Annotated in this window: 17 protein-coding genes; 8 read left to right on the top strand and 9 right to left on the bottom strand. The window is 64.3% G+C overall.

Features of this window, described 5'->3' with window-relative positions; translation table 11 throughout:
• Nucleotides 1-14 precede the first annotated feature (14 nt).
• Complete coding sequence (locus RS897_RS11950) at nt 15-797, top strand: DNA-binding transcriptional regulator (RefSeq protein WP_315836762.1); 783 nt, start codon at nt 15-17, stop codon at nt 795-797.
• A 98-nt stretch (nt 798-895) separates the two neighbouring features.
• On the opposite strand, the gene RS897_RS11945 is transcribed toward RS897_RS11950, so the two are convergent.
• Entirely contained in the window at nt 896-3,688 is a 2,793-nt protein-coding gene (locus RS897_RS11945; protein WP_315836761.1) for a [protein-PII] uridylyltransferase, read from the bottom strand.
• Nucleotides 3,689-3,935: 247 nt separating this feature from the next.
• Between RS897_RS11945 and RS897_RS11940 the strand changes: the two genes are divergently transcribed.
• From RS897_RS11940 to RS897_RS11915, 6 genes are all read left to right on the top strand, one after another.
• Complete coding sequence (locus RS897_RS11940; protein WP_407654544.1) at nt 3,936-4,901, top strand: aliphatic sulfonate ABC transporter substrate-binding protein; 966 nt, start codon at nt 3,936-3,938, stop codon at nt 4,899-4,901.
• A 119-nt stretch (nt 4,902-5,020) separates the two neighbouring features.
• Nucleotides 5,021-5,902 carry an ABC transporter permease gene (locus RS897_RS11935; RefSeq protein ID WP_315836759.1) on the top strand — a complete coding sequence of 294 codons (882 nt, stop codon included), beginning with the start codon at nt 5,021-5,023 and terminating at the stop codon, nt 5,900-5,902.
• 2 nt (nt 5,903-5,904) lie between these two features.
• Nucleotides 5,905-6,684 carry an ABC transporter ATP-binding protein gene (locus tag RS897_RS11930; RefSeq protein ID WP_315836758.1) on the top strand — a complete coding sequence of 260 codons (780 nt, stop codon included), beginning with the start codon at nt 5,905-5,907 and terminating at the stop codon, nt 6,682-6,684.
• 47 nt (nt 6,685-6,731) lie between these two features.
• Nucleotides 6,732-7,241, top strand: a complete 510-nt coding sequence (locus RS897_RS11925; RefSeq protein ID WP_315836757.1) for an OsmC family protein — start codon at nt 6,732-6,734, stop codon at nt 7,239-7,241.
• A 178-nt stretch (nt 7,242-7,419) separates the two neighbouring features.
• On the top strand, nt 7,420-8,214 hold the full coding sequence (locus RS897_RS11920; RefSeq protein ID WP_315836756.1) for a hypothetical protein: 795 nt from the start codon (nt 7,420-7,422) through the stop codon (nt 8,212-8,214).
• Nucleotides 8,215-8,408: 194 nt separating this feature from the next.
• Nucleotides 8,409-10,205: an IS1634 family transposase gene (locus RS897_RS11915; RefSeq protein WP_315831529.1), complete on the top strand. Its 1,797-nt coding sequence runs from the start codon at nt 8,409-8,411 to the stop codon at nt 10,203-10,205.
• Nucleotides 10,206-10,276: 71 nt separating this feature from the next.
• Here the strand turns inward: RS897_RS11915 and RS897_RS11910 are convergent, their stop codons facing one another.
• Genes RS897_RS11910 through RS897_RS11885 form a run of 6 tightly spaced genes read right to left on the bottom strand, consistent with a single transcriptional unit; the run spans nt 10,277 to nt 15,226 of the window.
• Nucleotides 10,277-10,735, bottom strand: coding sequence for a MaoC/PaaZ C-terminal domain-containing protein (locus RS897_RS11910; RefSeq protein ID WP_315836755.1), 459 nt, complete (start codon nt 10,733-10,735; stop codon nt 10,277-10,279).
• 5 nt (nt 10,736-10,740) lie between these two features.
• On the bottom strand, nt 10,741-11,874 hold the full coding sequence (locus RS897_RS11905; RefSeq protein WP_315836754.1) for a thiolase family protein: 1,134 nt from the start codon (nt 11,872-11,874) through the stop codon (nt 10,741-10,743).
• A complete protein-coding gene (locus RS897_RS11900) occupies nt 11,871-13,352 on the bottom strand; it encodes an AMP-binding protein (protein WP_315836753.1) in 1,482 nt (493 codons plus the stop codon). The genes RS897_RS11905 and RS897_RS11900 overlap by 4 nt, the downstream gene beginning before the upstream one ends.
• The gene (locus RS897_RS11895) at nt 13,349-13,903 is read right to left on the bottom strand and encodes a biotin transporter BioY (protein WP_315836752.1); all 555 of its coding nucleotides are present in this window, start codon (nt 13,901-13,903) and stop codon (nt 13,349-13,351) included. The genes RS897_RS11900 and RS897_RS11895 overlap by 4 nt, the downstream gene beginning before the upstream one ends.
• A gap of 10 nt (nt 13,904-13,913) precedes the next feature.
• Nucleotides 13,914-14,525, bottom strand: coding sequence for an energy-coupling factor transporter transmembrane component T family protein (locus tag RS897_RS11890; protein WP_315836751.1), 612 nt, complete (start codon nt 14,523-14,525; stop codon nt 13,914-13,916).
• On the bottom strand, nt 14,522-15,226 hold the full coding sequence (locus RS897_RS11885) for an energy-coupling factor ABC transporter ATP-binding protein (RefSeq protein WP_315836750.1): 705 nt from the start codon (nt 15,224-15,226) through the stop codon (nt 14,522-14,524). Before RS897_RS11885 ends, RS897_RS11890 begins: the two co-directional genes overlap by 4 nt.
• A 260-nt stretch (nt 15,227-15,486) precedes the next feature.
• Here RS897_RS11885 and RS897_RS11880 point away from each other — a divergent pair, with 260 nt between their 5' ends.
• Entirely contained in the window at nt 15,487-15,981 is a 495-nt protein-coding gene (locus RS897_RS11880) for an RNA pyrophosphohydrolase (RefSeq protein ID WP_315836749.1), read from the top strand.
• 215 nt (nt 15,982-16,196) lie between these two features.
• Here the strand turns inward: RS897_RS11880 and RS897_RS11875 are convergent, their stop codons facing one another.
• Both RS897_RS11875 and atpD read right to left on the bottom strand, forming a co-directional pair.
• Nucleotides 16,197-16,607: a F0F1 ATP synthase subunit epsilon gene (locus RS897_RS11875; RefSeq protein WP_315836748.1), complete on the bottom strand. Its 411-nt coding sequence runs from the start codon at nt 16,605-16,607 to the stop codon at nt 16,197-16,199.
• Between the two features lie 29 nt (nt 16,608-16,636).
• A complete protein-coding gene (atpD, locus tag RS897_RS11870; protein WP_315836747.1) occupies nt 16,637-18,076 on the bottom strand; it encodes a F0F1 ATP synthase subunit beta in 1,440 nt (479 codons plus the stop codon).
• Nucleotides 18,077-18,119: the final 43 nt, after the last annotated feature.

Genomic DNA, 18,119 nt, shown 5'->3' with positions numbered 1-18,119 from the left:
GTGGAATAGAGCCGTTGCCGCTGAAATCCGACACCGTCGAGGCCGCCGCGCGCACGCTGCGCCTGCTCGAGGAACTTAACCGCCATCGGGTGGCGTCGATCGATGTGCTGCATCGCGCCACGCGGCTGCCGAAGTCCACAGTGGTGCGGCTGATGAAGTCGCTGTGTGCGATGGGCTATGCGGTCAACGATCCGCACCAGGGCGGCTATTCCGTCGCCTCGCGGGTGATGTCCCTGAGTTACGGCTTTCACGGCGATCCACTGGTGGTGGAGGCGGCGCGTCCATGGACACTGGCCTTCACCGAACAGTATCAGTGGCCGCTGGCCATCGCCGTGCTCGATCGGAGCTCGGTGATCGTCCGCTTCAGCACCATTCCGCAGAGCCCGGTATCGCCGTTCCATGGCACCATCAACATGCATCTCAGCCTGCTGTGCCGGGCGCTCGGCCGCGCCTATCTCGCATTCTGCCCGGTGGGCGAACGCTCCATGCTGCTGGACATGCTGGCCCGCTCGAAGGAGCCGGAAGACCGGCTGGCCGCGGATCGCAAGCGGGCGCTGACGCTGTTGGCGGCGGTGCGCAAGCAGGGCTTTGCCGAGCGTGATCCCATGGTGGAGCCGCGCTCGTCGGGCACCATCGCGGTGCCGATCATCAGCGACAGCAAGGTGCTGGCCACGGTGGGGATGACTTATTTCGTCTCCGCACTGGACCGGGCCGATGTCGTCCAGCGTTATGTCCCGCTGGTCAAAGCCCTCGCCGACAACATTGCCGGCAGCGTTGCCTCGCTGCGGCAACCCTGAGAAATTCGGTTTAGCTGTAGCCCGGATGAGCGCAGCGAGATCCGGGGTTCGTGGCCGGCTTCATCCCGCATATCGCTTCGCTCAAGCGGGCTACGAGCCTACGCCGCCGGCTGCGCGGCACCTTCGCCGTTCGCCAGCAAATGCACCAGCGCGCGCTTGATCGCGGCCTGCCGGGTTGGCGCTGTGATCTGGGCGCCGAGCAGGTCGGTGACATAGAACACGTCGCGGGCGCGTTCGCCGAAGGTCGCGACATGGGCGGAGGCGATGTTGAGGTTGAGCTTCGAGATCGCGGTGGTCAACTGATACAGCAGGCCCGGGCGATCGAGCCCCGAGACCTCGATCACCGTGTAGCGATCCGACCACTGGTTGTTGATGATGACTTCGGGCTCGACGGTGAAGGCGCGCACCCGCGGCCGCCCCGTGCGCTTCGCCATCACTTCCGGCAGCCGCAGCTTGCCTTCCAGCACTTGCTCGATCATCTCGCCGATCCGGGTGGCGCGCCGGGCCTCGTCCTCGTCACGGTCGTATTCCCTGGAGATCGCGATGGTGTCGAGCGCGAGCCCGTCGGTGGTGGTGTAGATCTGGGCGTCGACGATGTTGGCGCCGGCGGATGCGCAGGCGCCCGCGATGATCGACAGCAGCCATGGATGGTCCGGCGCGAGCAATGTGAGCTCGGTGACGCCGCGCGCCTCGTCGAAGCCGACATTGACCGCAAGCTTGTGGCCGCTGTTTTCACTGCTGCGGACAAAGCGGGCGTGGCGGATCTTGCGCGGCAAGTCGACCTTGAGCCAGTACGCCGGATATTGCCGCGAGATATAGGTGTTGATCTCGTTCTCCGGCCACTCGGTGAAGTTGGCGCGGAATTCGGCCTGCGAGGCCGCGATGCGCTGGGCGCGATTGACCTCGGAGAAGCCGCCGGTGAGCACCGGCTCGGTCTCGTAGTATAGCGTGCGCAACAGCTGCGCCTTCCAGCCGTTCCAGACGCCGGGTCCGACGCCGCGAATGTCGGCGGTGGTCAGGATGGTCAGGAGCTTCAATTGCTCCAGCGACTGCACCACCGCGGCGAAATTCTCGATGGTCTTGCGGTCCGACAGGTCGCGCGATTGCGCCACCGTCGACATGGTCAGGTGCTCTTGAATCAGCCAGGCGATCAGCTCGGTGTCGGCGGCATTGAATCCCAGCCGCGGGCAGAGACGGCGGGCCACCTTGGCGCCGGCGATCGAGTGATCTTCCGGGCGGCCCTTGGCGATGTCGTGCAGGAACACCGTGACATAGAGCAAGGTCCGATGCTCGGGGCGAATTTTGCGCATCAGGTCGCTGGCGACGACGAACTCGTCGTTCCCGCCGCGTTCGATCTCCTGCAGGATGCCGATGCAGCGGATCAGGTGCTCGTCGACGGTGTAGTGATGATACATGTTGAACTGCATCATCGAGACGATCTTACCGAACGCGCGGATGAAATGGCCGAGCACGCCGGTCTCGTTCATGCGGCGCAGCACGATCTCGGCGTCGTTCGAGGTCAGGATTTCGACAAACAGTTTATTGGCTTCGGCGTTCTCCCGCATCTTCTCATTGATGAGATTGAGCGAGCGCGTCGCGGCCCGCATCGCATCGGGATGGAAGGCGAGGTTGTTTTTCTGGGCGAGGCGGAAGATCCGGATCAGGTTGATCGGATCGCGCTTGAACACGTCGGGCGAGGCGAGGTTGATGCGGTTGTTGTCGACGATGAAATCGGGGTTCTCGCGCAGCCGGTGCCGCCGCGCGCCGGGACGCAGCCGCGCCATCATCCGGCTCAGCACCGGTGCCGGTTTGGCCTGCTGCTCTTCGAGCTTGGCGCACAGGATGGCGGTCAGGTTGCCGACTTCCTTGGCGACCAGGAAGTAGTGCTTCATGAAACGTTCGACATCCTGCATGCCGGGATGCGAGGTGTAGCCGAGCCGCTGGGCGATCTCGCGCTGCATGTCGAACGACAGCCGTTCTTCCGGCCGCCCGCTGTAGAAATGGATGTTGCAGCGGACCGACCACAGGAAGTCTTCGCAGCGGCGGAATGTGCGATATTCCTGGGCGTCGAACACGCCGCGGGCGACCAGCTCATCGGTGTCGCGGACGCGGTAGACATATTTCGCCATCCAGAACAGCGTGTGCAGGTCGCGCAGGCCACCCTTGCCGTCCTTCACATTGGGCTCGACCAGATAGCGGGACTGGCCGCCGCGCCGGTGGCGTTCTTCGCGCTCGGCAAGCTTGGCGGCAACGAACTCGGCGGCGGTGCCCTGCACCACGCTTTTGTCGAAGCGGGTGACCAGGTCGTCGTACAGCGCCTTGTCGCCGGTGACGAACCGGGTCTCCAGGATCGCAGTGCGGATGGTCATGTCGCCACGCGACTGCCGGATGGTCTCGTCGATCGAGCGGGTGGCGTGGCCGACCTTCAGGCCCATGTCCCATAGGCAATAAAGAATGGCTTCCGCCACCTGTTCGCCCCATGCGGTCTGCTTGTAGGGCAGCAGGAACAACAGGTCGATGTCGGACTGCGGCGCCAGCAGGCCGCGGCCATAACCGCCGGTGGCGACCACCGACATACGCTCCGCCTCCGAGGGCGTGGGTGTCCGGTAGAGATAACGTGTTGCGGCATTGAACAGCAGGCGGATGACGTCGTCCTGGATGTTGCAGAGGCGCTCGGCGCAACGGCGGCCGTGGCGGTCTTTCAGCAGCATGGCCTGGGCAAATTCGCGGGACTTCGCGGTTTCCGCCTTAAGCAGTTGCGCCAGTGCGGCGCGGAACGCGTCGTCGCGTCCGGCATAGCTCTGCGCCAGCGCGGCGATGTCGGCCTCGATGCGCACGGTGTCGAACAGCAGTTCGGGCTGCGGCGATGTTTCGATCAAGACGCTATCCATGAGTGTCCGGGATAATGGACAAGGCGTGCGGTGTCACCAAGCGATTCCAGGCCGACGATACAAGCGTTCTCGCTTTCCTCGACGGTGCGGAATTTTCTTCTTCAGGGCAAGGTCTCAAAGCACGGATTTTCTGGTTGATTATTGACTCTAAGCATTTGAAATTAAAGATCGAATTAATGCAGCCCGCAACGACTTTGATGTCCGTTCGCGGTTTTCGATCCTTGCTATGGAGCAGACGATGACCTTGATGTCCCGGCGGGCCTTCGCCGTCCTTACTCTGGCTGCGGCGCTCGCGCCGGTCACGGCCTTTGCCGCCGACGCGCCGAAGCAGATCGCGATCGACTGGGCGACCTACAATCCCGTCTCCATCGTGCTGAAGGAAAAGGGCCTGCTGGAAAAGGAATTCGAGAAGGACGGCATCAAGATCGTCTGGGTGCAGTCGGCCGGCTCGAACAAGGCGCTGGAATTTCTAAACGCCGGCTCGATCGATTTCGGCTCGACCGCGGGCTCGGCCGCCCTGGTGGCCAGGATCAACGGCAATCCGATCAAGTCGATCTATGTCTATTCGCGGCCGGAATGGACCGCGCTGGTCACCACCAAGGACTCCAAGATCGCCAAGGTCGAAGACCTCAAGGGCAAGCGCGTTGCGGTGACTCGCGGCACCGATCCGCACATCTTCCTGGTGCGGGCGCTGCAGGGCGCCGGCCTCACCGACAAGGACATCACCCCGGTGCTGCTGCAGCACGCCGACGGCAAGGCCGCGCTGATCCGCGGCGATGTCGACGCCTGGGCCGGGCTCGATCCTATGATGGCGCAGGCTGAGGTCGAGGAGGGCGCAAAGCTGTTCTTCAGCAAACCCGAGGCCAACACCTGGGGTATCCTCAATGTCCGTGAAGAGTTCCTGAAGGACAATCCGGCCATCGTCCGCCGCGTGCTCGCGGTCTATGAGGAGGCCCGCAAATATTCCCTGGGGCATTATGACGACCTGAAGCGCTCCTTCATCGGCGTCACCAAGCTGTCGGACGTTGTGGTCGACAAGCAGCTCAAGGAGCGCACCGAACTGACCCATAGCCGGATCGGCGCGCCGCAACGCGATTCGATCCTGGCCGCCGGCCTCGCGCTGCAGCAGGCCGGGGTCATCGAGGCCAAGGTCGACGTCAAGGCGACGGTGGACCAGTTGATCGACGATCAGGTTCCGCTGCCGACCAACTGAAACCGCTGAGCTTCCGTTGATATGGCCCGCCTGGAGCGATCCGGCGGGCCATTTATTTGAGGGGCTCCAGCCTATATGAGATGCCCGACTTGCAATCTCCGCCGGGACGCGATTTGGCTATGGCCATGATCCTCGAAAATTCGTCCTTCGAAAACCCGTCGCTCCAGGCCGGATCTCCGCAGGATCGGGCGCCGGACGCTGCCGCTGCAGTGAAACCGGCGCGCGGGTCGTCGCGCTGGACCGGCTTCGTGCTCGGCCTGCTGCTGCCGATCGGGCTCGCGCTGGTCTGGGAACTGGCGGTCGCATCCGGTGTCTCCAACGGCCGGCTGGTGCCGCCACCGAGCCGCATCATCGCCACCCTGGCCGACCTCGGGCGCAGCGGCGAACTTGCGCGCCATATGGCCGCGACGCTGTGGCGGGTCGCCGCGGGGTTTGTGCTGGGGGTTGCTGCGGGCACGTTGCTCGGTGCGATTGCCGGCTACTGGTCGCTGGCGCGGCGCATCCTCGATCCGACGCTGCAGGCGCTGCGCGCGATTCCGTCGATCGCCTGGGTGCCGCTGTTCATCCTGTGGCTCGGCATCTTCGAGCCGTCCAAGGTCGCGCTGATCGCGGTCGGCGTGTTTTTCCCGATCTATCTCGGCGTGATGGGTGCGATCCTGTCGGTCGATCGCAAGATCGTCGAGGTCGGCCGCATTTTCCGCCTGTCGGGGCCGGCGATGATTCGGCGCATCCTGCTGCCCGCCGTGCTGCCGGCCTACATCATGTCGCTGCGCGCGGGCCTCGGGCTCGGCTGGATGTTCGTGGTGGCGGCCGAATTCATGGGCGCGTCCGAGGGGCTCGGTTATCTGCTCACCGACGGCCAGCAGCTCGGCAAGCCGGCGCAGATCATGGCCGCCATCATCGTGTTCGCCATTCTCGGCAAGACCACCGACTGGTTGCTCGAAGTCCTCACCACGCCGCTGTTGCGCTGGCAGGATTCGTTCGGCTCCGGCGCGAGGTGACGATGCTCGTCCTCGACCATGTCGGCAAGGTCTATCCCAACGGTGTCCATGCGCTGCAGGACTTCTCGGCGCAGGTGCAGCTTGGCGAGATCGTTGCCATCATCGGCGGCTCGGGCAGCGGCAAGTCGACCTTGCTGCGCGCCATCTGCGGGCTCGATCGTGCTTCGTCCGGCACCATCGCGCTTGACGGCACCCGCATCACATCGCCGCACGAGGCCATCGGCGTCATCTTCCAGGAGCCGCGCCTGCTGCCGTGGCTGAGCGTGGCCGACAATATCGGCTTCGGGATCGCATCCGACACGGCCGACATGCGGCGCGAGAAAGTGTCGCGTGCGCTCGCGCGGGTCGGCCTGCTCGACAAGGCCAACGCCTGGCCGCGGGAACTGTCCGGCGGGCAGGCGCAGCGGGTGGCGATTGCCCGTGCGCTGGTGCCGCGGCCGGAGGTGCTGCTGCTGGACGAGCCGTTCTCCGCCCTCGATGCCTTCACCCGCGCCGACCTGCAGGATCATCTGTTGGCGCTGTGGGAGGATTTCCGGCCCACCCTGCTGCTGGTGACCCACGATGTTGACGAAGCGGTGGTCCTGGCCGATCGCATCATGGTGATGCGGCCGCGGCCCGGACGGCTGTTCGAGGAGATCAAGGTGGATCTGTCACGGCAGCGCGACCGCACCTCGCCGCAATTCGAGGTGGTGAAACGGCGGGTCATGACATCGCTCGACCATTCGCTGGATCGCACTCGCCGCCCGGTTGACGGTTGGATGAGCGCGGGCGAAGGCATATAGTCGCGTCAATGCTGTTGACGCACTGACCCACTGCCGGGAGTAAAAACATGGATTCCACCCAACTGCGCGCCATGCAGGCGCCGATCAAGGATCGTTATCGCGCCGATCCCAAGGCCGCCTTCATTACACTCAAGGCCAATGGATCGCTGGAGAGCGACGGTCTGTCCTGCAAGGTTGAAACCGGCCGTGCCATTGCGACCGCCGGCCTGCATCCGGCGACCGGAGGCTCCGGCCTGGAACTGTGTTCCGGTGACATGCTGCTGGAAGCGCTGGTGGCCTGTGCCGGCGTCACCCTGAAGTCGGTCGCCACCGCGATCGATGTGCCGCTCGCATCCGGCCATGTCAGCGCCGAGGGCGATCTCGATTTCCGCGGCACGCTTGGCGTCGACAAGGAAGCCCCCGTGGGCTTTGCCGAAATCCGCCTGCGCTTTGACGTCGCCACCGACGCGCCGCAGGAGAAGCTCGACCAGTTGCTCAAGCTCACCGAGCGTTATTGCGTGGTCTATCAGACGATCAAGAACGGCCCGAAGGTGTCGGTGTCGCTGCAGCGCGTGTAATGACGTGTAGCCCGGATGAGCGAAGCGACATCCGGGATTGATATTCACGCCTGTTCCCGGATGTCGCGGAGCCTGTCATCGGGCCGCGCTTTGCGCGGACCCGTTGGCTCATCCGGGCTACAGCGCGCAGGGTGTGTTGGCTTGCCGGCTCTCCCCTGAGAAGGCGTCTCAACTCACAATGTCCCCCGAACTTGTTTTCATCCTGATGCTCCTGCTGCGCATGGTCGTCGCGGCCGCGTTCGTGGTGTCCGCATCGATCATCACCGAGCGCTCGGGCCCCGTGATCGGCGCGCTGATTGCGACCCTGCCGATATCAGCTGGTCCGTCGTACGTGTTCCTGGCGCTGGATCACGATGCCGCGTTCATCTCCGACGGATCGCTGGCGAGCTTGCCGGTCAACGCCGCGACCATCTTCCTCGGGCTGACCTACGTTATGCTGGCGCAGCGCCGCAGTGTCGCCGTCAGTCTGTCCGCCGCCGTGGCCGTCTGGTTCGGGATGGTTGCGTTGATGCAAACCGTCCAATGGTCGCTGTTGGGTGGACTTGCGGCGAATGCGGTGGCGTTTGCGATCTGCCTGCCGTTGTTGCGGCGTTACCGCGACGTGAAAATGCCGCTGGTGACGCGGCGCTGGTACGACGTCCCATTGCGCGCCGCGCTGGTTGCGACACTAGTCGCGACAGTGGTGGGGCTGTCGGGCTGGGTCGGCCCGCGGGTGAGCGGCGTGATCGCGCTGTTTCCAGCCGTATTCACCAGCATGATGCTGATCCTGCATCCACGCATCGGCGGGCGACCAACCGCCGCCGTGATCGCCAACAGCGGATGGGGTTTGCTGGGATTCGGGATCGGGATTGCCGTGCTGCACGTTGCGGCACGACCGCTCGGTTCGGCGATCGCCCTCAGCCTTGCGCTGGCGACCTGTATTGGCTGGAATCTCGCGCTGTGGTGGTTGAGCCGACGGCGCCTCGCGCGCTGATCCGGACGCTGGCTACGATCCCTGGTTAGCCCGAGTTCGCGGATTCGCGCTGGAAAATCGCGATTTTGCGATTTTTTGGCGAGCTAAGTCTTTGATCTGCAAAGGGTGAGGTGTCCGGAATCGGCCGAAAACGGCTGTAGTGAAGACCTACCGGATTCCCAATGACGTGACGGTGCGGATAGATTCGCAGCGCCATGTTCCTGCGACGCACCGAGCGAAAGAAGAACGGCAAGACGCACAGCTACTGGAACGTTGTCGAGAACAAGCGTCTCGATAACGGGCGAGTGGTGCAGCGGCATGTGCTGTATCTCGGTGAGATCAATTCCTCGCAGGCAGCGGCGTGGCGCAAGGCGATCGACGTGCTCGACGAAGACGCCGGACATGCGCGAACGTTGTCGCTGTTTCCGGAAGATCGATGCGAGGCGATCGCGGGCGATGCGTCGATCGTCCAGCTACGCCTGTCCGAGATGCAGCTTCGACGTCCGCGGCAATGGGGCGCCTGCTGGCTGGCCGGACAGTTGTGGCAGGAGCTTCAGCTCGATTGGTTCTGGGCAGAGCGGCTGCCGCCAAGCCGCAAGAAGACGAGGTGGGACCAGATCCTGCAGGTGCTGGCAACCTACCGGCTGATCGCGCCGGGCAGCGAGTGGCGGCTGCATCGGCAATGGTTCGGTCAGAGCGCAATGGCCGATCTTCTGGGAGCAGACTTCGGCCTCGCGGAAGAGCACAAACTCTATGCCTGCCACGATCTGCTGCTCGCGCATAAGGAGGCGCTATTCTCGCATCTGGTCGGGCGTTGGCGCGATTTGTTCAATGCCGACTTCGACGTGCTGCTGTACGATCTGACCAGCAGCTACTTCGAGGTCAACGCATCGGACTTGCCGGAAGGCAGCAAGCGCCGCCACGGCTACAGCCGCGACAAGCGGCCGGATTGCCCGCAAGTGGTAATCGCGCTGGTGGTGACGCCCGATGGCTTGCCGTTGGCTTACGAGGTGCTGCCCGGCAACACCGCTGACAACAAGACACTGCGGATGTTCCTTGCCAAGATCGAGCAGCAATACGGCAAGGCGCGCCGGGTCTGGGTGATGGATCGTGGCGTGCCGACCGAGGCCGTGCTGGCCGAAATGCGCCACAGCGATCCGCCAGTGCAATATCTGGTCGGTACGCCGAAGGGACGCCTGAACCGGCTGGAGAAGCATCTGCTGGACAAGCCCTGGCAGGACGCGCGGGAGGGCGTGCAGGTCAAATTGTTGTCCGAGGACGGTGAGCTCTACGTCTTCGCTCAAAGCGCCGATCGGATCAGTAAGGAACGCGCGATGCGCCGGCGGCAGCTGAAGTGGTTGTGGAAACGGCTCAGGCAAATCGATGCGATGGAGATCACGCGCGAAGAATTGCTGATGAAGCTTGGCGGCGCGCGATCCAAAGCGCCGGCGGCCTGGCGTCTGGTCGATATCGAGATCGACAAGCAGCGCCCGAGCTTCAGCTTCGCACTCAATCGAAACAGATTGAGAAAGACCCGACGTCGCGAAGGCCGTTATCTGCTGCGCACCAACCTCGCCGACAATGACCCCGCCCAGCTCTGGCAATACTACGTCCAACTCGTTGCCGTCGAAGAAGCGTTCCGCAATCTCAAGGGCGACCTGGCGATTCGTCCGGTGTTCCATCAAGACGAGGTCCGGATCGAGGCCCACATCTTCATCGCCTTCCTGGCCTACTGCATGCAGGTCACGCTGACGCGCCGGCTTCATGCCCTCGCATCGGGCTTGACCGCACGTCGCGCGCTCGAAAAGTTCGCCGCCATCCAGATGATCGACGTCCATCTGCCGACCACAGATGGGCGCGAGATCCTGCTCACCCGCTACACCCATCCCGAACCGGAACTGCAGCTCCTGATTGATCGGCTGAAGCTCCGGCTGCCACCGCAACCGCCGCCCAGGATCACCACAGCCGCCGTCAACCAAGCCAGCCGCTGTAGTGAAGACCTTTCGAGCTAAGCCATTGATCTGGCTGATGTCGACCCTTCAAAAACCCGCCAATCCGCGAAGACGGGTTAGTCCCGCCGCCGCTATTCGTAATACAGGTCGGTCACCTGGACCGTCAGCGCCGGCTTGCGATCGTCAGCAATCATGATGGTGCATTCGGTTTCGACCCGGACGAAGCTGCGTGTCGGCGTCACCGACACCAGTTTCACCCGCAACGCCAGCGGGGTCCCGGTGCCGACAATTTGCCGGAAGCGGACCTGGCTGTAACCCGCGACAAGACACTTCGCGAAGCGTTCGACGACATAGACCTGCTGCAGCAGCCGCGGGATTTGCGCCAGCAGCAGATTACCGGGCACGATGGTCCGGCCTTCAGGCAATTCCGCCCGGGCACGTTCGGTGTCCGAATGAATCCACTGGCGATCGCCGCTGATTTCGACAAAACGATCGACATCGGCCTGGTTCAGCGCGAATTCGTCACTCGGCGAAAGCTCGGTTCCGACCAACGTGGCAAGATCTGCGGGGCGGGGAATACGCAGCGGCATCGGGCTCACTCCGCGCACAACAGCAAGGCGGAGCCAAGCCCGCCCGCCGCCGCGATCGCCGCCAGTCCTGTTGCCCCCGAGGATTGTGCCTGCAACTCCTGCCACACCCGCACGGCAATAATCGCGCCGGAAGCGCCGATCGGATGTCCGCGCGCCAGCGCGCCGCCGCCGGGATTGACACGAGCAGGATCGAGCGCGAGCTCCTGGATACAGATCATGGCCTGAACGGCGAAGGCTTCCATGATTTCCGCAACCGACAGCGACGCTGCGGACAGTCTCGCGCGCAGCAGCGCAGTGCGCGCCGCGCCGACCGGTGCAAGACCCGGACGCTCCGGATCACCGCCCGAACGCGCTCCGCCGACGAGGCGAACAGCGCGGCCCGCCAAGCGACAGCGCGATAGCGCCGTCTCCGATACCAGCAGGACCGCGGCGGCGGCATCGGCCTCGACGGCGATGGTCGCCGCGGTGACGCCATGACTCGCATTGCCGGCGAGAACCGGAAGACGCGTGCAGAGACCCATGCTGAGACGACGCGCAAAGGGATCACGCACCAGGCCGGACACCGGAACGAATTCCTGCGTGGGGCAGCCACGCGCGACGGCCTTGCGATGGCTTTCGATCGCGAAGGCCTCCTGAGCTTCGCGGCTGATGTCCCACTCCTCCGCCAGCGTCGCGGCGGCCGGGATCATATCCGGATCGCGCTCCGGCCATGGCGTAAACGGCGGCCTGTCATAGGGTTCGGGAATCTCGCCCGGCTGTTTCGGGCTGCGCGCCCGCAGCGGCGCGCGGCTGAAGCTTTCGACACCGCCAGCGACAATCGCATCGGCTTCGCCGGCCTTGATGCGCGCGGCCGCCAACAGGATGGCATCGAGGCCGGCGCAACACTGGGTGTCGACCGTGCTCGCCGGGACCGTGACCGGCAGCCCCGCCTTCAGCGCGGCTACCCGCGCAGGATTGCCACCTCCGTAGAGCGCATTGCCGAACATCACGTCGTCGACATCCGCAGGCGGAAAGCCGGCATCGTCAAGCACCGCACGGATCGCCGTGTCAGCCAGATCGATCGCCTCGATCTGGGCGAAGGCGCCATTGCGGGGAGCAACCGCAGTGCGCCGCGCGGCGACCATGAAGACGGCGCTCACGGCAGCCTCGCAAAGAGGCCCGCGCTCCAGCCGCGGCGCAGCGTCTCGAAATCGGTCTTGCCGGAGCGCGTCAACGGCCATTCCGGCACGGCCGCATAGACGCGCGGCACCTTGGGCAGCGGCAACTCCGCGCGCGCATGGGCGATCAATTGCGCACTGGTGACGGAGGCTTCCCCCTGCAGCCGCAGCAGCGCGATCAAACGCTCGCCTCGATCGGCATCGGGCACGCCAAGCACAGCGGCCGATACAATCGCGGGATGGCGTTCGAGCACACGTTCGATCTCCTCCGGATAGACATTCTTGCCTGACGTTACGATCTTGCGGCTGGCGCGCCCAACCAGATGGAGGAAGCCGCGCGCATCGAGAAAGCCGATGTCGCCGACCGACATGGCATCGCCCTCGCGCAACAAATCATCCTCCCCGCAAGCGTAGTCCATGAACAGAAACGCACTCTCGACAAAAACATAGCCGGGCTCTCCCGCCGGTAGACGGCGACCGGACTGATCACGGATGGTCACATCGACGCCGGAAAAAGCACGCCCGACCGACGTCTCGGGATTGCTCTCGCTGGCTTTCGCGACTGTCATGAAGCTCGTCTCCGACGCGCCGTAGAACTCCGCAAATTGCGCCGCAGGAAACAGGCGCAGCAATTGCTGCCTGGTCTCGGCGGGCCATTTGGCCCCGGAGGACAGCACCCAGCGCATGGTTGCCAGGGACCGATCGCCCGCAGCCTTGATCGTCAGTTGCAACTGGGTCGGCACGCCATAAAGAACGGTCGCGCGCTCGTATTCGATGAGACGCACCACCGTGTCGGGCCGGAACCGCCGGCACAGGATAACACGGGCGCCGACATTGAGCCCATTCATCAGGGCATAAAGAAACAGCGAGTGGGTGAGCGTTCCCGGCGCGAGAATCACGTCATCGGGGCCGATGCCGAACTCCAGTCCATCATGGCGAAAACTCTCGGTCCAGGACCGGTGATGGCGGCGATAGCCCTTGGGCATTCCGGTCGAACCGGAGGTAAAGCCGACATAGAACGGCAGCAGATCGTCTGGCTCCGAGCTGGGGATCGCGTCGGCCGAAGCGCCAAAAGCCGATGCGAGCTGCATCAGCGGCATATAGGGATCGGCCAGAACAATCGTGTGATCGCCGGCCAACCGCGGATCCGAACTGATGACCAGGGCCGGCGACAGCTGCGCCAGGATCGTGCGGGCCATGTCGAGCGGCCAGTCCGGATCCAGGACCTGCGCCTCCCGTCCCGCGCGCGCCGCCGCGAGGAACAACAGAGACAGCGCCACACCGGTCGGCAGATGCAGCGCGATACCGCTGCCGTCGGGCGTGCGGGCGGCGATGAGCGCCGCCAGCCGATCGACTTCCTCGCTGAGGCTCCGCCACCCGATCCGCTGATCTTCGAACACCAGCGCGTCGCGATCCGGCGTGCGGGCAGCGTGATGCGCCAGCGCCGCCGTTACACTCACGCGCGGCGCTCCAACGCCGCGGGATAGGCGCTATCGGCCGCTTTCGCCAGGAAGGCCGCCGCGAATGCCTTCAGCATGTCGCCGGGCAGGAACACGGCCGTCGCCATGATTGCCTGCAACACACTCATTCGCGCCATGACCATGAGACCCAGGATGCCGCAGGCATAGACAACCAGGATGCCGCCGAAGGTCGCGGCAATCAGCGCGCTGGGAAACACCGGCCATTGTGCAAGCCGCCGCATCAGGAAACCGGTGACGAAGGCGCCCGGCACCCATCCCAAGAGGAAGCCGACTGACGGACCGAAGAACACGCCAAGGCCACCACGGCCGCCGGCAAGCAGCGGCACGCCCAGCGCCACCACAAAGATCAGCAGCAACACCGCAAGCGCGCCCTGGCGCGCGCCGAGCACGATGCCGGCCAGCATGACGCCCAGTGTCTGTGCGGTGATCGGCACCCCGCCGGCAACGGGAAGATGAAATGTCGGCAGCAATCCCAGCACCGCGATCATCGCGGCCAGAAGTGAGATTCGAACAATGGCTCGGGATTCCACGGGTGTCTCCTCAGGGTTGGCGGCGCGTCCGGCCATAGCCGCGCGCATCGAGCGCCTCGCCAACATGATCAGCCAGGCGCAATGTTTCGATCAGGAACAGGACAACGAGCTTGAGCGGGACCCGCCGCCGCGAACGTGCGCGCCAGGCTTCCTCGCGCGCGCGCCAGTTGGCGAGCAGCACCGGAATGAAGCGCAGCACCAGCGCCACCGCCAGCGCGATTTTTCGTGAATTGACGCCCAGCGGACGAAGCAAGCGAAACAGCGGTTCGACCGCCCGCATCAGCGCGGTCATGGTGGTGGTCATGGTGACGAGATCGGCCGTGAGCACCATCACCAGCAGGCGCAACACCACGCTCGCACCGTCTTCCCACCGATTGGACAGGCCCTGCAGTCCGCCGATGATGATCAGCAGCGGCAGCAGCGGCTTGAACAGGCCGAGGCGCCGCATCGCCTCGCGCCCCAGCGCGACATAAACAGCGCCGACAAGGGCGAGGCAGAGCGCGAGCCAGCGCCAGTCCTGCACCGGCAGCAGCGCAATGCTGATGGCCGCGATCATCGCAAGCTTGAGACCCGCCGGCAGCCGATGCAGCCACGTCGCGCGGGCGAGATATCCGCCCATCATTCGGCGTTACTCTCCAGCATGGCGGCACCGCGTGCCGCGGCGTGTGCGCGATAGTCCGGCAATACCTGGCCGGGTGACCCGTCCGCCATCACGCTCCCTTTGTCCAGCCAGATCACGCGATCGAAATCGCTGAGCAAATCAAGATCGTGACTGGCCATGACGATGTGCTGGGGGAGCCTCGCAAGCCGCGTCGACAGCGATGTCCGCGTCGGCAGATCCAGACTGGAGAACGGTTCATCGAGCAGCAGGATCGATGGCTGTGTGGCGATCACGGCCAGGATGCAGACGAGCTGCTTCTGCCCTTCGGACAGTTCGTGGATGGCGCGATCGCTCCACCCGGTGCAGTCATGCCGGACGAGCAGAGCGTCGACCTGGTCCTTCACCTGCGCCGGCGTACCGCCGCGCTCGAGCAGGCCGAAGGCGATTTCCTCACCGACTGTCGGGAAGATAATCTGATGATCCGGATTCTGGAACACAAAGCCAACGGCGTCCTGCAATTCGTCGCGGCCACGCGTCATGGAGCGGCCGTTGATCAGCACCTCACCCTGCTCGGCGCGCAGCAAGCCGTTGGCCAGCCGCAGCAACGTGCTTTTTCCCGAACCGTTGTCGCCGATCAGACCGATCCGCCGCTCGGACAAATCCAGCGACAGGCCATCAAAGATCTGACGGTTGTCGCGACGGAAACCGACACGATCAAACACGAGGCCAGTCCGCGCGGGGCCATCGGCCGGCCGCTCGGATCGGTGATCCGGCTGGACATCGTCGCGCCGGTTTGGTCGTATGATCTTGAGAAGCCTCAATCGTCTCACTCGTTTCCGCCCGGGACCGGGCGGCGGCAACTTAGGCGATCACGGCCGCGCCGTCTTGGTCCGCAAGATCATGCCGGCCCAGCCGGCAGGCCATGCGCCCGACGGCAGACCACACGGCACCTGAATACCCTCATACAGCACCTGTAAATCCCATGACAGATTCCAAACCCTATCGCCTCAATGTGGGCATCGCGCTGCTGAATGCCCGCGGCGAAGTCCTGATTGGCCGCAGGTTCCGCGACAGCGGACCGGAGGTGATCTACCCCGGCCTCGAATGGCAGATGCCGCAGGGCGGCATCGATGCCAATGAGGATCCACGCGCCGCGGTGACACGCGAGCTGTGGGAGGAAACCGGCGCGACCAACGCCGACTATCTCGGCGAAACCGGCTGGATGACCTACGACTTCCCGCCCTATGACGGACCGCCACACCGGCTGTCGGTGTTTCGCGGCCAGCGGCAGAAATGGTTCGCGCTGCGCTTCACCGGTTCGGACAGCGAGATCAACGTCGCCACTCCGCCTGACGGAAACAAGCCCGAATTCGACCAGTGGCGCTGGGAGCGGCTCGACCGTGTCGCCAGCCAGGTGGTGCCGTTCCGGCGCGAGGTCTACACGGCGGTCGCGACCGAGTTCGCGCGGTTTGTCTGAGACGCGCGCATGGATCGGTGTGCTGCCCCGCGCTATCCACAAATAAGTAACAGATGATCCGTAGCCCGGATGAGTGCGCAGCGCGATATCCGGGGACGATGGTGCAATTGGCCCCCGGGTATCGTTTCACTCACCCGGGCTACGTTCAACCAACAGCAAAAAGCCCGGCCTCTTGCGAGACCGGGCTTCTGCAATTGAAGCGTTCGACGACGCGATCAGTGCATCGCGGTCGACGAAATCTGCTGCTGGATCGATTTGTAATGGTCGAGCCGGGAAATGGCGTGGTCGAGCGCGTTGCCCGGTTCCTCGTCCTTCAGGTTCTCTTCCATTTCAGTGATCTGCTGCGCGAACGCGGCACGATCGAGCTCTTCCATCGAGGTCGCGGTGTCGGCCAGCACGGTCAGGCCCTTGTCGGAGACTTCCGCAAGACCACCGAGCACGATGATCTTCTGGTGCTTGCCGGCGACGGTGATGTTGAGGATGCCCGGCCGCAGGCTCGCAACCAGCGGCGCGTGACCGGCGAACACGCCGAAGTCGCCTTCGAGACCAGGCACGTCGACCTGATCGACTTCACCCGAGAAGGCGATCTTTTCGGGCGATACGAGATCGAAGTGGAATGTGGCCATGGTGATTCCCGCTTGCGTTCAGAACGACGTTACGCCGCTTCCGCGAGCTTCTTGCCCTTTTCGACCGCCTCTTCGATGGTGCCCACCATGTAGAAGGCAGCTTCCGGCAGGTGATCGTACTTGCCGTCGCAAAGGCCTTTGAAGCCCTTGATGGTGTCGGCGAGGTCGACGAACTTGCCGGGCGAGCCGGTGAACACTTCGGCGACGAAGAACGGCTGTGACAGGAAGCGCTCGATCTTGCGGGCGCGCGCCACGGTGATCTTGTCCTCTTCGGACAGCTCGTCCATGCCGAGAATGGCGATGATGTCCTGCAGCGACTTGTACTTCTGCAGGATCTGCTGGACCTGGCGTGCGGTGTTGTAGTGCTCTTCACCGACCACCAGCGCCGACAGCATGCGCGAGGTCGAGTCGAGTGGATCCACCGCCGGATAGATGCCCTTTTCCGAAATCGCACGGTTCAACACCGTGGTCGCGTCCAAGTGGGCGAACGAGGTGGCGGGCGCCGGGTCGGTCAAGTCGTCGGCCGGAACGTAGATGGCCTGCACCGAGGTGATCGAACCCTTGTGGGTGGTGGTGATGCGCTCCTGCAGCGCGCCCATGTCGGTGGCGAGCGTCGGCTGATAACCCACCGCCGAAGGAATGCGGCCGAGCAGAGCCGACACTTCCGAACCGGCCTGGGTGAAGCGGAAGATATTGTCGACGAAGAACAGCACGTCCTGGCCCTGATCGCGGAAGTGTTCCGCGACGGTGAGGCCGGTGAGGCCGACGCGGGCGCGGGCACCCGGCGGTTCATTCATCTGGCCAAACACCAGCGCGCACTTCGACTTCACGTTCGGATCCGGATTGTGCGGATCGGCGTTGACCTTGGACTCGATGAACTCGTGATAGAGATCGTTGCCTTCGCGGGTGCGCTCGCCGACACCGGCGAACACCGAATAACCACCGTGCGCCTTGGCGACGTTGTTGATCAGTTCCTGGATCAGCACGGTCTTGCCGACGCCGGCGCCGCCGAACAGGCCGATCTTGCCGCCCTTGGCATAAGGTGCGAGCAGGTCGACGACCTTGATGCCGGTGACCAGAATTTCCGCCTCGGTCGACTGGTCGACGTAGGACGGAGCGGGCTGGTGGATCGGACGACGGCCTTCCGAGACGATCGGGCCGGCTTCGTCGACCGGATCGCCGATCACATTCATGATGCGGCCGAGCGTTCCCGCACCGACCGGCACTTCGATCGGCTCACCGGTGTCGGTCACTTCGTGACCGCGCACCAGGCCTTCAGTGGTGTCCATCGCGATGGTGCGAACGGTGGATTCGCCGAGATGCTGTGCCACTTCGAGCACCAGCCGCGAACCGGCGTTCTGGGTCTCGAGCGCGTTGAGAATGGCGGGCAGGTGTCCCTCGAACTGCACGTCCACGACGGCGCCGATGACCTGGGTGATGCGTCCGACCTGATTGGCTGGCTGGGCCATGGAAACTTTCTCCTCGAAGTCTTGAACTAGACGACCGTCAATG

This window comes from Bradyrhizobium prioriisuperbiae, from assembly GCF_032397745.1.
GTDB classification, from domain to species: Bacteria; Pseudomonadota; Alphaproteobacteria; order Rhizobiales; family Xanthobacteraceae; genus Bradyrhizobium_A; species Bradyrhizobium_A prioriisuperbiae.
This window is presented reverse-complemented; position numbering and strand designations above follow the sequence as displayed.

What these genes read in the sequence shown, in the direction of transcription:
- RS897_RS11880 (WP_315836749.1), top strand. Translation starts at nt 15,487, where the DNA reads ATGACAGATTCCAAACCCTATCGCCTCAATGTGGGCATCGCGCTGCTG.
- RS897_RS11875 (WP_315836748.1), bottom strand. Translation starts at nt 16,607, where the DNA reads ATGGCCACATTCCACTTCGATCTCGTATCGCCCGAAAAGATCGCCTTC.
- RS897_RS11890 (WP_315836751.1), bottom strand. Translation starts at nt 14,525, where the DNA reads ATGATGGGCGGATATCTCGCCCGCGCGACGTGGCTGCATCGGCTGCCG.
- RS897_RS11930 (WP_315836758.1), top strand. Translation starts at nt 5,905, where the DNA reads ATGCTCGTCCTCGACCATGTCGGCAAGGTCTATCCCAACGGTGTCCAT.
- RS897_RS11920 (WP_315836756.1), top strand. Translation starts at nt 7,420, where the DNA reads ATGTCCCCCGAACTTGTTTTCATCCTGATGCTCCTGCTGCGCATGGTC.
- RS897_RS11945 (WP_315836761.1), bottom strand. Translation starts at nt 3,688, where the DNA reads ATGGATAGCGTCTTGATCGAAACATCGCCGCAGCCCGAACTGCTGTTC.
- RS897_RS11925 (WP_315836757.1), top strand. Translation starts at nt 6,732, where the DNA reads ATGGATTCCACCCAACTGCGCGCCATGCAGGCGCCGATCAAGGATCGT.
- RS897_RS11915 (WP_315831529.1), top strand. Translation starts at nt 8,409, where the DNA reads ATGTTCCTGCGACGCACCGAGCGAAAGAAGAACGGCAAGACGCACAGC.
- RS897_RS11935 (WP_315836759.1), top strand. Translation starts at nt 5,021, where the DNA reads ATGGCCATGATCCTCGAAAATTCGTCCTTCGAAAACCCGTCGCTCCAG.
- RS897_RS11940 (WP_407654544.1), top strand. Translation starts at nt 3,936, where the DNA reads ATGTCCCGGCGGGCCTTCGCCGTCCTTACTCTGGCTGCGGCGCTCGCG.
- RS897_RS11910 (WP_315836755.1), bottom strand. Translation starts at nt 10,735, where the DNA reads ATGCCGCTGCGTATTCCCCGCCCCGCAGATCTTGCCACGTTGGTCGGA.
- atpD (WP_315836747.1), bottom strand. Translation starts at nt 18,076, where the DNA reads ATGGCCCAGCCAGCCAATCAGGTCGGACGCATCACCCAGGTCATCGGC.